This is a genomic window from Pelomonas sp. KK5, from assembly GCF_001984095.1.
In the GTDB taxonomy this organism is placed as follows: Bacteria; Pseudomonadota; Gammaproteobacteria; order Burkholderiales; family Burkholderiaceae_C; genus KK5.
Map to the genome: position 1 here is coordinate 1 of NZ_LYVQ01000150.1, position 16,303 is coordinate 16,303.

12 protein-coding genes are annotated in these 16,303 nt (G+C 70.5%); 9 read left to right on the top strand and 3 right to left on the bottom strand.

Translation table 11 applies throughout. From position 1 onward, the window contains the following. From B0W88_RS21185 to B0W88_RS21195, 3 genes are all read right to left on the bottom strand, one after another. Positions 1-2,068, bottom strand: a 2,068-nt coding sequence (locus B0W88_RS21185; protein ID WP_077036619.1) for a helix-turn-helix transcriptional regulator, incomplete at its 3' end; no start/stop codon positions are given. Between the two features lie 52 nt (positions 2,069-2,120). Continuing rightward, complete coding sequence (locus B0W88_RS21190) at positions 2,121-3,326, bottom strand: aromatic ring-hydroxylating dioxygenase subunit alpha (protein WP_077036620.1); 1,206 nt, start codon at positions 3,324-3,326, stop codon at positions 2,121-2,123. Between the two features lie 39 nt (positions 3,327-3,365). Next, positions 3,366-4,868: a class I adenylate-forming enzyme family protein gene (locus B0W88_RS21195; protein WP_077036621.1), complete on the bottom strand. Its 1,503-nt coding sequence runs from the start codon at positions 4,866-4,868 to the stop codon at positions 3,366-3,368. Positions 4,869-5,052: 184 nt separating this feature from the next. Here B0W88_RS21195 and B0W88_RS21200 point away from each other — a divergent pair, with 184 nt between their 5' ends. The 9 genes from B0W88_RS21200 to B0W88_RS21240 all read left to right on the top strand — a co-directional run. Further along, complete coding sequence (locus B0W88_RS21200) at positions 5,053-6,222, top strand: SRPBCC family protein (RefSeq protein WP_077036622.1); 1,170 nt, start codon at positions 5,053-5,055, stop codon at positions 6,220-6,222. Continuing rightward, positions 6,219-7,376 (top strand): aromatic ring-hydroxylating dioxygenase subunit alpha, encoded by a 1,158-nt coding sequence (locus B0W88_RS21205; protein ID WP_077036623.1) that lies wholly within the window; start codon positions 6,219-6,221, stop codon positions 7,374-7,376. Before B0W88_RS21200 ends, B0W88_RS21205 begins: the two co-directional genes overlap by 4 nt. A gap of 15 nt (positions 7,377-7,391) precedes the next feature. Continuing rightward, positions 7,392-8,612, top strand: a complete 1,221-nt coding sequence (locus B0W88_RS21210) for a CaiB/BaiF CoA-transferase family protein (protein WP_077036624.1) — start codon at positions 7,392-7,394, stop codon at positions 8,610-8,612. Continuing rightward, positions 8,609-10,150, top strand: coding sequence for a class I adenylate-forming enzyme family protein (locus B0W88_RS21215; protein WP_077036625.1), 1,542 nt, complete (start codon positions 8,609-8,611; stop codon positions 10,148-10,150). Before B0W88_RS21210 ends, B0W88_RS21215 begins: the two co-directional genes overlap by 4 nt. Further along, positions 10,147-11,682: a class I adenylate-forming enzyme family protein gene (locus tag B0W88_RS21220; protein WP_077036626.1), complete on the top strand. Its 1,536-nt coding sequence runs from the start codon at positions 10,147-10,149 to the stop codon at positions 11,680-11,682. The genes B0W88_RS21215 and B0W88_RS21220 overlap by 4 nt, the downstream gene beginning before the upstream one ends. After that, a complete protein-coding gene (locus B0W88_RS21225) occupies positions 11,679-12,455 on the top strand; it encodes an SDR family oxidoreductase (RefSeq protein WP_077036627.1) in 777 nt (258 codons plus the stop codon). The genes B0W88_RS21220 and B0W88_RS21225 overlap by 4 nt, the downstream gene beginning before the upstream one ends. Before the next feature lies 1 nt (position 12,456). Further along, on the top strand, positions 12,457-13,992 hold the full coding sequence (locus B0W88_RS21230; protein ID WP_158080904.1) for an AMP-binding protein: 1,536 nt from the start codon (positions 12,457-12,459) through the stop codon (positions 13,990-13,992). Between the two features lie 2 nt (positions 13,993-13,994). Then, positions 13,995-15,149 carry an aromatic ring-hydroxylating dioxygenase subunit alpha gene (locus B0W88_RS21235; protein WP_077036629.1) on the top strand — a complete coding sequence of 385 codons (1,155 nt, stop codon included), beginning with the start codon at positions 13,995-13,997 and terminating at the stop codon, positions 15,147-15,149. Positions 15,150-15,240: 91 nt separating this feature from the next. Beyond that, positions 15,241-16,303 (top strand): GMC family oxidoreductase (locus B0W88_RS21240; protein WP_198937896.1); only part of this gene is annotated, 1,063 nt, incomplete at its 3' end.

Sequence of the window (16,303 nt, forward strand, 5' to 3'; positions counted from 1 at the left end):
AGTCGGTGTCATGCACGACCTGGCGGCGCTGGCGCACCAGCGGCCAGACGGCCCGGTCGTCGGCGCGCATCAGCTCGTCGCGCGAGCCGTAGAGATTGCCCTGCAGCAGCATCAGCCGCGAGCGCTCCAGCCGCGCGCTGGCCACCAACCGCGGCAGCACGCGGTGCTGGCCGAACTGCTCCAGATTGATCAGGTGCTGGAAGGCCTTGTCCACATCCCCGCGGGCGAAGGCGATGCGGGCCAGCATGCGGTAGCTGCTGATCAGCCGGTCGGCCAGGCCGATCGTGCGTGTCAGAGGCAGGTAGACGCTCAGCAGCTGCTCGGTCTCCTCCAGCTGGTCGACCTCGTACAGCACGTCCGCATAGAGCACGCAGGCCCAGGCGTTGCCGTTGCCCAGGCCGTGCGAGGCCGAGCTGTTGCTCTCGGCCACCATGCGCAGCCGCGCGGTGGCCTGGCGCAGCCGGCCCTCCTGCAGGTCGAGAATGCCGGCCAGCAGATCGGCATACATCCGGTTGAAGGCGCTGTCGGGGTCGGCGGCGTGGGCCATCTCGATCAGGCGGCGGGCCTCGGCCTGGTCGCCCATCTGCGAGGCCAGCGCGGACATCGCGTTGACCAGCACCGAGTCCGCGAAGGAACTGCCGGTGGGCAGCAGGGCCAGGCTCTGGCGGCCGGTCTCGTAGGCCTCGGCATGGCGGTCCATCATCTGTAGCAGCATCGGCACCAGCGAGTTGACATGGGCGCGCAGCAGCGGATCCTCGCTCGCGGCCAGGCCCGCCTCCTCCAGCTCCTTCATCGCCGCCCAGGCGCCCTTGGTGAAGACGGTGGACCAGATGCGGGCGGCGCGCAGCTCGGGCCAGGGCTGCAGTTCCGCATCGTCGATGCCCGACAGCCACTGGTGCAGCAGCCGCATGCGGCCGTGCTTGAGGAAGTCACCCGCGTGCTGGGCCAGCAGGGCCAGCGCGTGGGGATTGTCGCCACCGGCGATGGCGTGGTCGATCGCGGGCACCGGGCGGCCGCGCGATTCGAACCAGCCGGAGGCCGTGAGGTGCAGGCGGTCGATGTCGTCGGGCTGCTCGCGTTCGAGCTGGGCGCGGAGGTAGTCGGCGAACAGCGGGTGGTAGCGGTAGGAGGACTCCTCGCGCACGATCGGCGTGACGAAGACCTGGCCTGCGGCCAGGCTGGCCAGGATCTCGCCGGCATCGTCCCGCTTGCTGACCGCGCGGCACAGCGAGGGGTTCAGGTGCCGCAGGATGCTGGTGCGCAGCAGGAAGTCGCGCACATGGGGCGGCTGGCGCGAGAGCACGTCCTCGGCCAGGTAGTCGGACACGGCCTGGTTGGAGCCGGAGAAGCGATCGATGAAGCCGCTGGCGCCGGCCGGGTCGCGCGCCAGCATCGAGGTGGACAGCCACAGCGCCGCCACCCAGCCGTCCACCTTGCGGTGCAGCCGCATCAGGTCCTCGTCGGGGATCGAGTCCAGCTCGCGTCGGCGGAAGAAGTCCACCGTGTCGGCGAAGGCGAAGCGCATCTGCTCGCTGTCGATCTCCAGCAGCTGGCCATGCACCCGAAGCCGGCCCAGGCCCAGCTCGGGCAGGTTGCGCGAGCCCAGCACGATCTTGCTGCGCCGGGGCAGCCGCTCGATGATCTGGCGGACCAGGTGGATCACGTCCGGGTCCTTGATGACCTCGAACTCGTCGATGAAGAAGGTCAGCGGGTTCGGATGGGCGGCGAGCATGTCCATCGCCTCCATCGTCGAGGCGTCGGCGCCGGGGTCGGGCCGCAGGTGCGAGATGGCGGCGGTGAGGCTGCCGAGGAAACGCAGGGTGTCGTTGTCGGCCGGGTCGAGCGCCAGCCAGGCGGTGTCCACGCCGGCCTCCTCCAGCCGCGCGCGGGCATGCGCCATCAGCGTGGTCTTGCCGAAGCCAGCGGGCGCGCTGAGCAGCACCAGCGAGGCTGCGTTGGCATTGCAGATCTGCTCGCACAGCGCCAGGCGCGGCACCAGGCCCGCTGGCAGGACCGGCGGGCGGATCTTGGCCGCGTAGGCGGGCGACAGGGAACTTGGCTTGAGCATGAGCGACGGCAGGGCGGGAGCTTGTCTCATTATGCGGATGCCCGGCCCGCGCTCAGGGACTGTCCAGATGCCGCTCCAGGATCTCGTAGAAGACGGGGATCTGCGCCTCCAGCCCGCCATAGGTCATCTCGTCCAGCGCGCCGGAGGCCAGGCCCGCCTGCGAGATGCAGGCGGCGCGGAAGTCCTCGTTGCCGAACACGTTCAGCACCATCTCGTAGGAGCGGGCGAACAGCTCGCGGGCCTTGTCGTTGTCGGCCCGGTCGCGGGTCAGCATGTAGTACTGGACGACGCTGCGGTCCGCCGCCGCCGGCTGGATCAGCATCACGCTGACGTAGTACGGGCTCGTGATCACCGAGACGTTCGGGAAGGCCAGGTAGGTGATCGTGATCGTCTTGTGGACGCTGGCGCCGGGGACGTCGAGCTGGGCGGGCTCGAAGTCCGCCTTGCCCGAAACCTGGCGCACATGGTCGCCGCCGAGCACGCTGGAGACGGTCGGCACGTCGGCGAACAGCGGGCCGACGGTGGCCGCGTGCAGGCGCTGCACGTGGTAGCCCTCCAGGAAGGGCTCGATCACGAGCTTCCAGTTGGCGTCCAGCTCGAAGGTCTTGTGGCCGTACAGGTGCAGGCGCGGCAGGTTCAGCGATTCCCAGTCCTCGACCAGCGCGTCCAGCTTGCTGAAGTCGGGCGTGGCATGGCGGTCCAGCATCGCCCAGATCAGCCCGCCCTTCTCCTCGGCCGGCAGCCGGGCCAGGCCGTGCTGGGCCTTGTCGAGATCGGCGAAGCTCTCCTGGCGCGGCACGCCGACGAGCTTGCCGTCGACGCTGTAGGTCCAGGCGTGGTAAGGGCAGCTGAAGCGGCCGGCCTTGTGGGCGTCGCAGCGCTCCACCAGCATCGAGCCCTTGTGCTGGCAGGCGTTCAGGAACACCTTCAGCTCGCCGGTGGCATTGCGCGTGAGCAGCAGCGGCAGGCCGTAGGCCTTGACCGCCTGCACCATGTTCGGCTCGGGCAGTTGCGCGGACACGCCCACCGGCACGGCGTGGCGGCGGAAGATGGCACGCTGCTCGCGCGCGAAGTGGGCCGGGTCGGTGAAGATGCTGGCCGGCCGGCGCACGCGCAGCGGTTGCGGGGCGCGCGCCTGGTCGTGGCCGGGGATGCGGCGGATGGCGGCGATCAGGTCGGGGCTCAGCGAATCGAGCGTCTGGACGGTCGGCTGCTTGATCGCCTCGGCCGGCGGGGCTTCGGGGGTGGTGGTATTCATCGTCTCCGTCCTTCTTTTTGTTTGCTTGTCTGATGCTGTTCAGCGGACGCGTTGCAAGGTCTCGTGCGCCTTCTCATAGCGCCTTCGCAACTCGATCTTCGACAGCTTGCCCGTCGCCAGCCGCGGCAGCGGCTCCGCCGACTGCACCAGGTAGCGCGGCACCTTGAAGTCCGCCAGCCGGGCATTGCAGTGGGCCACCAGCGCCTCCAGCGCCACCGGCGCGCTCGCGTGGAAGATCGCCATCGGCGTCTCGCCGAAGCGGGCATCGGGGGCGGCGATCACCACCACCTCCTCGATGCCGGCATAGGCCAGGATCGCGCGCTCCACCTCGGCGGCCGAGATGTTCAGACCGCCGGAGATGATGATGTCCTTCTTGCGGTCGACGAAGGTCAGCAGGCCTCGCTCGTCGACCGTGCCGATGTCGCCGGTATGCAGCCAGCCGCCGCGCAGCACCTGGGCGGTGGCCTCGGGGTTGTTCCAGTAGCCCTGCATCATCGCGGGGCCGCGCAGCAGGATCTCGCCGGCCTCGCCGGGCGCGGTGTCCCGGCCGTCGTCGGCCACGACACGCAGGTCGCTGAAGATGCCGCCGCGGCCGCATTTCTGCGGGGATTCGACGGCGTCCGCCTCGGAGATCAGCGTCGCGTAGCCGCCGCATTCGGTCTGGCCGTACATCTGGCGCAGCACCACGCCCTTGGCGCGCCACTGCGTCATCAGCGCATGCGTCACCGCCGCGCCACCGGCGGTGGCCAGCCGGATGCTGGACAGGTCCGCCGCCTCGAAGCCCGGGCAGGCCGCCATGCGCTCGAAGAAGATCGGCGCGCCGGCCAGCACATTGATGCCCTCCTGCTGCACCAGCGCCAAGCAGCGCTGCGCGTCGAAGGCGGACTCGATGTGCAGCGTGCAGCCCAGCACCGAATAGGTGACGAACTGGCTGAAGCCGGCCGAGGTGCTCAGCGAGGGAAAGGTGACCGTGCGCGTGCCGGGGCCGAAGCAGTGCGGCACGTGGACGGCGAACTCGGCCGCCGCCGCCGTCATCGAGCGGTTCGTGAACACCGCGCCCTTGGGCCGGGCGGTGGAGCCGCTGGTCATCATGATGCCGACCGGCGCGTCGGGCTGCGGGTCCACCGGCATCGCCACCGGCGCGCCTTCGCGCAGCCGGTCAAGGGCGGACAGCTCCAGCGTCGCCTCGCGGCGGCCGGCCAGCTTGCCGAGGTTGGCGGCATCGGCCAGCGCCAGCGCGGGGGCGAGGTCGTCCAGCATCTCGCCGATCTCGTGGGCGGTCAGACGGGTACTGATCGGCACGACGATGGCGCCCGCGCGCATCGTGCCCAGCATCGCGGCACAGAAGGCCAGCGAGTTGGCGGCGCAGATGCTCACCCGGTCGCCCGGCGCCACGCCGCGGCCGGCCAGCTCGACGGCCACCCGGCTGCCCCAGTCGTGCAGCTCGCGGTAGCTCAGGCGCTGCGCGTCGATCACGAGGGCCGTGTTGTCCGGCGTGTTGGCGGCCCACCACTGGATGGCGCTGCTGATGGTCTGGCTCATGGGGGTCCGTCGAAGTACAGGGTTAGCACCAGGGAGACAGGCTCGATTCTCGTCCCGGTGGAACCCCGGGCATCGTCGCTTCCGACGAATCCCGCCTTCGCCCGGTCGACACCGAATCGTCGCTACCGACGAAGACCCGAAACGGTTCGAAACCTACTCTTTCGTCAGAGCCCTGGAGAAGCCCATGTCACAGACGAAGCTGGACGTCCGCGTCGACCCTGAGATCGTTCAGGCGATGATGACGCACCTGCGCAACGAAACAACGAACCTGGCGGCCAGTGACATCCATGTCCCGGTCGACCACTTCGTCAACCCCGAGCGCGCCCGCGCCGAGATCGCGCTGATGAAGACGCTGCCGCTGGCCGTGGCCCACGGCAGCGAGCTGGCCGAGCCGGGGGACTTCATCACCCGGACCATTCTCGGCATGCCGCTGATCCTGTCGCGCCAGGCGGACGGCACGGTGCAGGCCTTCCTGAACATGTGCAGCCACCGCGGCGGGCGGGTGGAGGTCGAGGAGAAGGGCAAGCGCCGCGTCTTCAGCTGCCGCTACCACGGCTGGTCCTTCGACGCCAAGGGCGGCGGCCTGCGCACCGTACCCTTCCAGAGCTCCTTCGACCCGATCGACCGCGACAGCCACGGCCTGGAACGCTTCAAGACCGAGCAGCGCCACGGCCTGGTCTGGGTGGACTTCTCCAACAACACCGCCCGCAGCGTGGCCGACTACCTGGGCCCGGAGGTCGATGCGCAGCTGGAACCCTGGCAGCTCGAGCAGTCGGCCATCGTCATCGACAAGACCTTCACGCTGGACGTGAACTGGAAGCTGGTCATCGACGGCGCCACCGACATCATGCATCCGCAGTTCCTGCACCCGGGCGGCGTGGGCGACCTGATCGAGAGCAACCTGGGCGTGGACCGCGACTACGGCCGCCACGTCCAGCACTTCGGCGCGCGCCGCAAGCTGCGCACGCTGGTCGAGCAGGGCGGCGCGCCCGAGGCCGGCAGCCGCTACATCGCCTCCAACCTGGTGCTGTTCCCGAACGTGCTGGTGATCACCGCGCCCGAGCACGTCGAGTGCTGGACCGTCTACCCGCACGAGGACCCGCACAAGTCGACCGTCAATATCCGCTTCTACGTGCGCCGCAGCATCCTGAGCCCGGAGATCGAGGCCCGCGTGCACAAGAGCTGGGAGATCCTGAGCCACGCCGCCGGCAAGGAGGACTGGCCGATGGAGGAGTGGATCCAGCAGAACGCCAAGGCACAGCCGCGCGGCACCTTCCGCTATGCGCGCAGCGATGTGACCTGCCAGCACCTGCACCGGCAGCTGGCGCGTGAACTCGACGGGATCGAATTGTGAGCAAGCTCGACATCCGCATCGCCCCCGAGGTCGTGCAGGCCATGCTCGCCCACCTGCGCCACGACACCACCGACCTGGCCGCGCAGGACATCCACGTCCCCGCCGAGCACTTCACCAGCCCCGAGCGCGCCCGCGCCGAGATCGCGCTGATGAAGACGCTGCCGCTGACCGTCGCCCACGTCAGCGAACTGCCCGAGCCGGGCGACTTCATCACGCGCGAGGTGCTGGGCACGCCGCTGATCCTCTCGCGCCAGGCGGACGGTACGGTGCAGGCCTTCCTGAACATGTGCAGCCACCGCGGCGGCCGGGTCGAGGCGGAGGACAAAGGCACGCGCCGCGTCTTCACCTGCCGCTACCACGGCTGGTCCTTCGACGCGAAGGGCGGCGGGCTGCGCGCCGTGCCCTTCCAGAGTTCCTTCGAGCAGATCGAGCGCGAGAGTCACGGCCTGGAGCGCTTCATGACCGAGCTGCGCCACGGCTTCGTCTTCGTGGATTTCTCCAACAACACCGCCCGCAGCGTGGCCGACTATCTCGGCCCAGAGGTCGATGCGCAGCTCGAACCGTGGCAGCTCGAGCAGTCGGTGATCGTCATCGACAGGACCTTCACGCTGGGCATCAACTGGAAGCTGCTGGTCGACGGCGCGATCGACGTGCTGCATTCGCAGTTCCTGCATCCGGGCACCGTCGGCGAGCTGTTCGAGACGAACATCGGCGTGTTCCGCCAGTACGGCCGGCACGGCCAGCTCTTCACTGCCCGCAAGAAGCTGCGGACCCTGCTCGACAGCGGCCAGGCCGCCGACATCGGCACGCGCTACATGGCCTCCAACCTGGTCGTCTACCCCAACCTCTCGCTGATCGCCGCGCCCGAGCACATCGAATGCTGGAGCGTCTGGCCCGATCCGCAGGATCCGGGCAAGGCCACCGTCAACATCCGCTTCTACGCCCGCAAGGCGGTGCTGACGCCCGAGATCGAGCAGCGCGCGCAGAAGAGCTGGGCGATCCTGCATGACGCCGCCAGCAAGGAAGACTGGCCGATGGAGGAATGGATCCAGCAGAACGCCGCGCTGCGGCCCGGGCGGACCTTCCGCTACGGCCGCAGCGAGATCTCCGCGCAGCACCTGCATCGCCAGCTCGCGCTCGACCTGGACCACTGAAGGAAGCACCCCACCATGTCCGGATACGACTTTCTCCATGGCATCCGCGTGCTCGAAGTGGCGCAGCTGGGGCCGTCCAGCCTGGGCGGCCTGCTGGCCGACATGGGCGCCGAGGTGATCAAGGTCGAGGGCGCCGACGGCGACCCGATCCGCGCCACCAGCGAGCCCGCCGTCGGCTCCACGGCCGGCCCGAGCTTCCTGCACCTGCGCTGGAACCGCGGCAAGAAGAGCCTCGGCCTCGATCTCAAGAAGCCCGAGGGCATTGCGCTGTTCAAGCGCCTGGCCGCGCAGTCCGACGTGGTCATCGAGGGCATGCGCGCCGGCGTGCTGGACCGCCTGGGCCTGGGCTACGAGACGCTGAAGGCCGGCAATCCGAAGCTGGTGTTCTGCTCGATCTCGGGCCTGGGCCGCAGTGGTCCCTACAGCAGTCTCGGCTCGCAGGGGCCGTCCTTCGACGCGTTTGCGGCATTGGCCGCGATCAACCCGGCCAACCTCACCGAGGCCGAGCGCCAGGCCACGCCCTGGACGCCGATCGGCATGTACGCGATGGGCCTGTTCGGCGCCCTGGGCACGCTGGCCGCCATCGTCAAGGCGCAGCGCACCGGCGAGGGCGCGCTGATCGAGGTCAGCGGCGCCGAGTCGGCCGCGCACTGGCTGCCCGAGGGCGTCAACAAGGCGCTGAACCCGGGCCTGATGCATCCACGCCCGGGCTTCCGCAACGACCAGGGCCGCATGGCACGCTGGCCGCGGCTGCAGGCCTACGAGACCGGCGACGGCCGGCGCGTCCTGTTCCAGGGCTTCTACGACAAGTTCTGGCAACGCTTCTGCGCCTTCGTCGGACGGCCGGACCTGCTGGATCCGTCGTTGGCCGATGCGACCCTGCACGGAGAGCTGGTGCAGATCTTCCGCAGCCGCAGCCACGACGAGTGGATGCGCGCCTTCCTGGAGAACGACATCGCCGGCAGCCCCGTCAACACGCTGGAGACGCTGGCCGCCGACCCGCACTTCCTGGCCCGAGACAACGTCTACGAGGCCGAGCATCCCGGCATCGGCACGCTGCGGCTGACCAGCACGCCGGTGAAGACACCCGGCCAGCACTTCAAGGCCGCACCCGCGCCGGAGCAGTGGGCCCACAGCGCCGAGGTGCTCGGCGAGTGGCTGGGCCTGGGGAGCGACGAGTTGCAGCGGCTCAGCGAAGCCGGCGCCGTGATGCTGAAGGGGAGCCCGGCACGATGAACCTCGCCAACTACTGCGCCTACTGGGCGAACATGCGCGGCGACCAGCCGGCCGCCGTCTTCAAGGGCCGCACGCTCACCTGGGCCGAGCTGGACCGGCAGGCCGATGCCGTCGCCGCCAGCCTGCAGCAGCTCGGCACCGCGCCCGGCGACCGTATCGGCTGCCTCCTGGACAACGGCCTCGAATGGGTCGTGACCTGGGCGGCCGTGCACAAGGCCGGCGGCATCCTCGTGCCGCTGAACCCGCGCTATGGGGACGTGGAGCTGGGCGAGATCGCCAAGCTCGTGGACTGCACCGCGCTGGTCTCCACGGCGACCCAGGCCGCCCGGCTCGACAAGCGCTTCGCCGTGCCCGCGGGCAGCCCGCAGCCGGTGTGCATCTTCCCGCTGCGCAGCGCCCAGGCACCGCTGGCCTTCGAACGCGCCATCGCCACCGCCGCGCGCCCGACGCCGACCGAGCGCGGCGGCGACGACGTCGCGCTGATCACCTTCACCTCCGGTTCCACCGGCCGGCCCAAGGGCGCCGTGCTGACCCACCGCGCGATCGACACGATGGCCTTCGGCATGACGCTGGCCTTCCGCTACACCAGCCGCGACCGCATGCTGCTGCTGGCGCCCTTCGCCTTCACCGGCGGCCTGGTCTGCGTCTACGTGCCGGCCTACATCCTGGGCGCCTGCATCCACATCGAGGACACGCTGGACGCGCCCCGCGCGCTGGCCACCATCGAACGCGAGCGCATCACCGTGATGATGGGCGTGCCCATCCTGTGGGAGCGCATGGCCGCCTCGCCCGGCTTCGCCGCCGCGGACCTCGGCTCGCTGCGCACCGCCACCACCGGCGGCGCCCCGGTCTCGCAGGCGCTGTTGAAGCAGTACGTGGACAAGGGCGTGGGCATCGTGCAGACCTATGGCTGCACCGAGGCGGCCGGCTTCATCGCCATCCCCTCGCCGGCCGCGGGCGCGGCCAAGCCCTGGGCCTGCGGCGGTCCGGTGCCCTCGCTGCAGATGCGCGTCGTCGACGAGGAGCGGCAGCCCTGTGCGGCGGGCGATGTCGGCGAGATCCAGCTGCGCGGCGGCCAGATGTTCGCCGGCTACTGGAACGACGCGGACGCGAGCGCGGAGGCCTGGACGCCCGACCGCTGGTACCGCACCGGCGACCTGGGCCGCCTCGACGAGGCCGGCCATGTGCAGATCACCGACCGCAAGAAGAACATGGTGATCAGCGGCGGCGTCAACGTCTACCCGGCCGAGGTGGAGCGCACGCTGGGCCACCTGGCCGGCGTGGACGAGGTGCTGGCCTTCGGCGTCCCGGACGCGCAGTGGGGCGAGCGGCTGGTCGCCGTGGTCCACGGCGGCGCGGCGCTGGACCTGCCCGCGCTGATGGCCGAGGCTCGCACCGCGCTCGGCGCCTACAAGACGCCCAAGGAAATCCTGCGCAGCCCCGAGCCGCTGCCGCGCACCTCCACCGGCAAGCTGCTGCGCGCGCAGCTCCCTGCGCTCTACGAGCGCCTGACCGCTCCAAGGACCGACTCGCCATGAACCTCGCCCGCTACGTCGACTACTGGGCCGGCCTGCGCGCCGACGCGCCGGCCGCCGTGTTCGGCGGCCGCACGCTAAGCTGGGGCGAACTGAACCGCCAGGCCGATGCGATGGCCGCCACCTTGCAGCGCCTGGGCGTGGCCAAGGGCGACCGCGTCGGCTGCCTGCTGGACAACCGCCTCGAATGGCCGCTCGCCTGGTGCGCCGCCTTCAAGGCCGGTGCGATCCTGGTGCCGCTGAACCCGCGCTACGGGGACTTCGAGCTGCGCGAGATCGCTGCCCTGGTCGAGTGCCGCGTGATCGTCTCGCTGGCTCCGCACATCGCGCGGCTGGACGCCGCGCTGGCCGCCCGCGTGGCCGACCCGCAGGCGGTGCACCTGTTCGCGATGGACGGCAGCCACGCGCCCGTGGCCTGCGAGGCTGCCGCCGCCGGCCACGACCGGCCCGCGCCGGTCGAGGTCAGCGGCGAGGACATCGCCGTCATCACCTTCACGTCCGGCTCCACCGGCCTGCCCAAGGGCGCGATGCTGAGCCACGGCGCCATCGGCGCGGTGGACGCGTCGATCATCCGCGCCTATGGCTACACCTGCGAATCGCGCGTGCTGCTGCTGGCGCCGTTTGCCTTCACCGGCGGCGTGATCTCGGTGTTCTCGCCGGCCTATATCGCCGGCGCCTGCACGTACATCGCCGCCTCGCCGGACCCGGAAGCCGCGCTGCGCACCATCGTCGACGAGCGCATCACCGCGCTGACCGGCGTGCCCATCCTGTGGGAGCGCATGGCCGCCTCGCCGGCCTTCGAGGCCGCCGACCTGGGCTCGATGAGCTCGGCCGCCACCGGCGGCGCGCCGGTGCCGCAGTCGCTGCTGCAGCGCTATCTCGACAAGGGCGTGCGCATCCGCCAGGTCTACGGCTTCACCGAGGCCAGCGGCCTGATCTCGGCGCCCAGCGAGGACCAGGCGCTGGCCAAGCCCTGGGCCTGCGGCACGCCGCTGCCTTCGGTGCAACTGCGGGTGGTGGACGGCGATGGCAAGACCTGCCCCCCCGGCGAGGTCGGCGAGTTCGTCGCCCGCGGCGACCAGATGTTCTCCGGCTACTGGCGAAATCCGGAAGGCACGGCAGAGGCCTGGCGGCATGGGTGGTATCACACCGGCGACCTGGGCCGCATCGACGCGGACGGCCATGTGCAGGTCACCGACCGCAAGAAGAACATGGTGATCAGCGGCGGCGTGAACATCTACCCGGCCGAGGTCGAGCGGGCGATGAGCGCGCTGGCTGGCGTGGCCGAGGTGCTGGCCTTCGGCGTCCCCGATGCGGACTGGGGCGAGCGACTGGTGGCCGTCGTCCATGGCGATGCGGCGCTCGCGGTGGAGCCGCTGATGGCCCAGTGCAAGACCGCGCTGGGCGCCTACAAGACGCCCAAGGAGATCCTGGTCAGCCACGAGCCGCTGCCGCGCACCTCCAGCGGCAAGGTGCTGCGCGCCGGGCTGCCGGGCCTGTACGAGAGGCTGCGCGCCGAAGGGCGGCCGCAATGACGATGCTGCTCGAAGGCAAGGTCGCGCTCATCACCGGCGCCAGCTCGGGCCTTGGCGCCGCGATGGCGCTGCGCTTCGCGGCCGAGGGCGCGCAGGTGCTGGCCGTGGCGCGGCGGCTGGACAAGCTGGACGAGATCGCCACGCAGGCGGCCGGCATGCCGGGCGCCGTCGCCGCATTCAAGGCCGACGTGAGCCGCGCGGACGAGGTACGCGCCGCGGTGGCCGACGCCGTGGCGCGCTTCGGCCGGCTCGACATCCTCGTCAACAACGCCGGCATGAACGACAACTTCGCTGCCGTCGGCGAGATGGACGAAGCGCTGTGGCGGGAGGTGCTGACGCTCAACCTCGACGCCGCCTTCCACGCCAGCAAGGCCGCGATGCCGCACCTGCTGGCCGCGCAGGGCAACATCGTCAACATCGCCTCGATCGGCGGCACCGAGGGCGCCCGCTCGGGCGTGGCCTACACGGTCTCCAAGCACGCGCTGGTGGCGATGACGAAACACACGGCCTTCAGCTACGCCAAGGCCGGCGTGCGCTGCAACGTGATCTGCCCCGGGCCGGTGGAGACACCGATGGTCCAGGCCGCGATGCGGCTCGACCCGAGCCAGATCGACATGGACGGGGCGCGCCGCTGCAACTCGGGCATGAAGAACCTGCCGAGGATCGGGCAGCCGGAGGAGATCTCGAACGTCGCCTGCTTCCTGGCGTCGGCGCAGGCGAGCCTGCTCAATGGCGCGGTGGTCGTGGCCGATGCGGGCTGGACCGCGTACTGAGATGCCTCCCCTCTCCGTCCCCGCGCTGCTCGCGCAACGGGCCGAAACCAGCCCTGATGCCGTCTTGATCGAGGAAGTCGGCCTCGGCCCCTGCAGCAATGGAGAGTTCCATCGCCGCGCTCTGGAACTGGCCGATGCGCTGGCGACGCTGGGCGTGCGGGCCGGCGACACCGTCGCGGTGATGCTGGACCCGAGCACAGCGGCCCATGTCTGCTGGATCGGCACCGCCTGGCTGAAGGCACTGGAGGTGCCGATCAACCCCGAGTTCCGCGGCGCGACGCTGGTCCACGCGCTGAACGAATCCGGCGCCCGCTGGCTGATCACGACCGCGCCGCTGCTGGAGCGGATTGCGGCGGTGCGAAGCGAACTGCGCTCGGCGCCGCAGGTATTCACCCTCGACGATCCGGCGCTGTCCGGCGGACAGGCGCGGCCGCGCGAGGTGCCCGCCGTGACCGATCCGTACGCCGTGATCTTCACCTCCGGCACCACTGGGCCTTCGCGCGGCGTCGTCGTGCCCTGGGCCAATATCCAGGCCTCGATCGCCCAGCAGTTCCCCGGCGACGAGAACGCGGCCTACGCCGATCCCGCGTTCTACTGCCCCTGGCCCACCTTCCACGCCTCGGGCAAGGTCGGCCTCGTGTTCGCCGCGGTACGCGGCGCGCGGCTGGTGCTGCGCCAGCGCCTGAGCATCAGCAGCTACTGGGATGATGTGACCGCCCACCGCTGCACCCACACGCAGATGATGGGCCTGGCCGGCCTGCTGATGGCGCAGCCGCCCTCGCCCGCCGACGGCCGCTCGCCGCTGCGCCGCGTGCTGATGAACCCGGTGATCCCGGAGTTCCGCGCCTTCGAGCAGCGCTTCGGCGTGCGGGTATCCACCGGCTGGGGCGCCACCGAGATCGGCTTCCCGGTCGCCGCGTCGGACATCCCCGACGCCCGCACCTGCGGCCAGCTCTCCCCGCTGTACGAGGCCCGTGTCGTCGACGAGCAGGGCCGTGACGTGCCCGATGGAGAAGTCGGCCAGATGATGATCCGCGGCCGGCAGCCGGGCCTCCTGATGCGCGAGTACCTCGGCCGCCCCGAAGCCACGGCCAAGGCCTGGCAGGACGGCTGGTTCCGCACCGGCGACGCGATGCGGCGCGACGCCGACGGGTATTGGTACTTCATCGACCGCGCCGCCGACTACCTGCGCGTGCGCGGCAACAACGTCTCGTCTTTCGAGGTCGAGCGCGAGGTGCAGTCGCATCCGCAGGTGCTGGCCTGCGCGGCAGTGGCCGTGCCTTCCGGTGGCGCGGTGATGGAGGACGAGATCCGCGTGTTCGTCATGGCCCGCCCCGGCTCGGAACTCTCGCATGCGGCCTTGCTGCGGCATCTCATCGACCGCATGCCGCGCTACATGGTGCCGCGCTACATCGAGTTCACCGACGAGCTGCCGCGCACGCCCACCGGCAAGGTGCAGAAGAAGCTGCTGCGCGAGCGGCCACTGAGCAAGGCCACCTGGGACCGCGCGGCCGCCGGCATCGAACTTACTCGCTAGCCATGTACTTCAGCCCCGAACGAAACACCCGCCTGGCCGAGCGCCTATTCGCGCACGCCCGCGCCGGCACCACCGACCGGGCCGCTGCGGCGATGAGCTACCCGCTGTCCGTCTACGCCGACCCGGCCATCGCCGCGAAGGAGCGGGAGCGCATCTTCCAGGCGCTGCCGATGATGGCCGTGCACGCCTCGCAGCTGCCCGAGCCCGGCGACTTCGCCACCGTGCAGCTGAACCGCACGCCGGTGCTCGTCTCGCGCCAGAAGGACGGCCGCGTGCGCGCCTTCGTCAATGCCTGCCGGCACCGCGGCAGCACGCTGGTGCGCCAGGAGAGCGGGCGCCGCCACCTGTTCAGCTGCCCGTACCACGGCTGGAGCTACGGCAGCGACGGCGTGCTGAAGGCCCTCACCTTTCCCGAGACCTTCGGCCCGGTACCCGAGGACCTGCGGCTCGTCGAACTGCCCTGCGAGCAGCGCCACGGCTTCGTCTGGATCGTCGAGGACCCGCAGGGCCGCATCGACCTGGATGAGCATCTCGGGCCCGGCATGGACCGGCTGCTGGCCGAGTACCGGCTGGAGACGTACCACGTCTGGCGCAGCGAGACCTTCGAGTTCCCGCAGAACTGGAAGATCATGCTGGAGGGCGTGCTCGACGGCTACCACGTCTCCTTCGTGCACGGGGCGACGATCAAGCCCTACTTCTACCTGAACATGATGGTGATCGAGGACTTCGGCCGCCATCACCTGACCGGCACGCCACGCCGCACCATCGACACGATCCTCGACACCGAGGCCCCCGGCCAATCGGCCCTCGACGGCTATGCCGTCTTCGGCAACCTGGTCTCGCCGAACACCAGCTTCGTCCTGCACCCGCACCACATCGAGCACTGGACGCTGTACCAGCACCCGAGCGACCCGGGCGCCTGCCGCGCCGTGCTGCGCATCCTGACGCCGAGCAAGACGCTGGACGAACGGGGTCAGGTCTTGATGGAGAAGAACTGGAAGATCGCCTGCGCGGCCATCGTCAACGAGGACGTGCCGGTCGGCAACGGCATCCAGGCGTCCGCCCGCAGCCCGCATGCGGGCGTGGCCCTGCTCGGGCTCAACGAGGTCGGCAACCAGGTCTTCCACCGCGCCTGGCGCCATTACATGCGGGAGTGAGCCCCGGGGCGCGATTTCGTCGGAAAGGACGATGAGCACGCCCCGTCGGCGACGCTAGCGTCGGGCCCTCCGACAACAGGGACCGACCACCGTGCCAAGAGAACCCGATGCCTTCATCGAAGCGGATTACGTCATCGTCGGCGGCGGCAGCGCCGGCTGCGTGCTCGCCCACCGCCTGAGCGCCGACCCGTCCACGCAGGTCGTCCTGATCGAGGCGGGCGGGGAGGCCGATGCCTTCGCCGTGCGCATGCCGGCCGGCATGGCCACGCTGATCGGCAACGCGAAGTTCGACTGGCGCTACCCGAGCGAGCGCGATCCGTCGATCGCCAACCGGAGCTTCGTGTGGTCGGGCGGCAAGATGCTCGGTGGCGGCAGCTCGATCAACGGGCAGGTCTACATCCGCGGCTCGCGCCACGACTACCAGCGCTGGGTGGACCTGGGCGCGCGAGGCTGGAGCTTCGACGACTGCCTGCCCTACTTCCGCCGCGCCGAGGACTTCACCGGCACGCCGATGGACTCGCACGGCCGCGGCGGGCCGCTGAGCGTCTCCGAGCAGCGCGACCCGCATCCCTCCGCGGCGCGCTTCATGGCCGCCTGCGCGGAGCTGGGCCTGCCGACGCTGGACGACTACTGCGCCGGCAACCAGGCCGGCGCCTTCATGTCGCTGGCCACCCAGCGCGAGGGCCAGCGCTGCAGCACGGCGGCCGGCTATCTGGCGCCGGTGCGCAAGCGGCGCAATCTGCAGGTGCTGACCTTCGCGCTTGCCGAGCGCATCGTCTTCGAGGGCCGGCGCGCGGTGGGCGTGCGGGTGCGTCAGCAGGGCCGCAGCGTGCTCGTCAAGGCGCGGGCCGAGGTGATCGCCGCGTCCGGCGCGATGGGCTCGCCGGCGCTGCTGATGCGCTCGGGCGTGGGCCCGGCCGATCACCTGCGCGGCCTGGGCATCGAGGTCGTGGCGGACATGCCCGGCGTCGGCAGCGAGCTGCAGGAACACGTCGGCGTGGGCATCAACAAGGTCGTCAACCTGCCGACCTACAACAGCCAGGTCTCGCCGCTGCACATCGCAGGGCACCTGGCCAGGTACCTGCTTAGCAAGAAGGGCCCGATGGCCACGCCGGCGGTGCAGGCGATGGCCTGCGCCAGGACCTCGCCGGCAC

Coding starts and splice junctions, on each gene's coding strand:
- B0W88_RS21190 (WP_077036620.1), bottom strand. CDS start 3,326: ATGAATACCACCACCCCCGAAGCCCCGCCGGCCGAGGCGATCAAGCAG.
- B0W88_RS21195 (WP_077036621.1), bottom strand. CDS start 4,868: ATGAGCCAGACCATCAGCAGCGCCATCCAGTGGTGGGCCGCCAACACG.
- B0W88_RS21200 (WP_077036622.1), top strand. CDS start 5,053: ATGTCACAGACGAAGCTGGACGTCCGCGTCGACCCTGAGATCGTTCAG.
- B0W88_RS21210 (WP_077036624.1), top strand. CDS start 7,392: ATGTCCGGATACGACTTTCTCCATGGCATCCGCGTGCTCGAAGTGGCG.
- B0W88_RS21215 (WP_077036625.1), top strand. CDS start 8,609: ATGAACCTCGCCAACTACTGCGCCTACTGGGCGAACATGCGCGGCGAC.
- B0W88_RS21220 (WP_077036626.1), top strand. CDS start 10,147: ATGAACCTCGCCCGCTACGTCGACTACTGGGCCGGCCTGCGCGCCGAC.
- B0W88_RS21225 (WP_077036627.1), top strand. CDS start 11,679: ATGACGATGCTGCTCGAAGGCAAGGTCGCGCTCATCACCGGCGCCAGC.
- B0W88_RS21230 (WP_158080904.1), top strand. CDS start 12,457: ATGCCTCCCCTCTCCGTCCCCGCGCTGCTCGCGCAACGGGCCGAAACC.
- B0W88_RS21235 (WP_077036629.1), top strand. CDS start 13,995: ATGTACTTCAGCCCCGAACGAAACACCCGCCTGGCCGAGCGCCTATTC.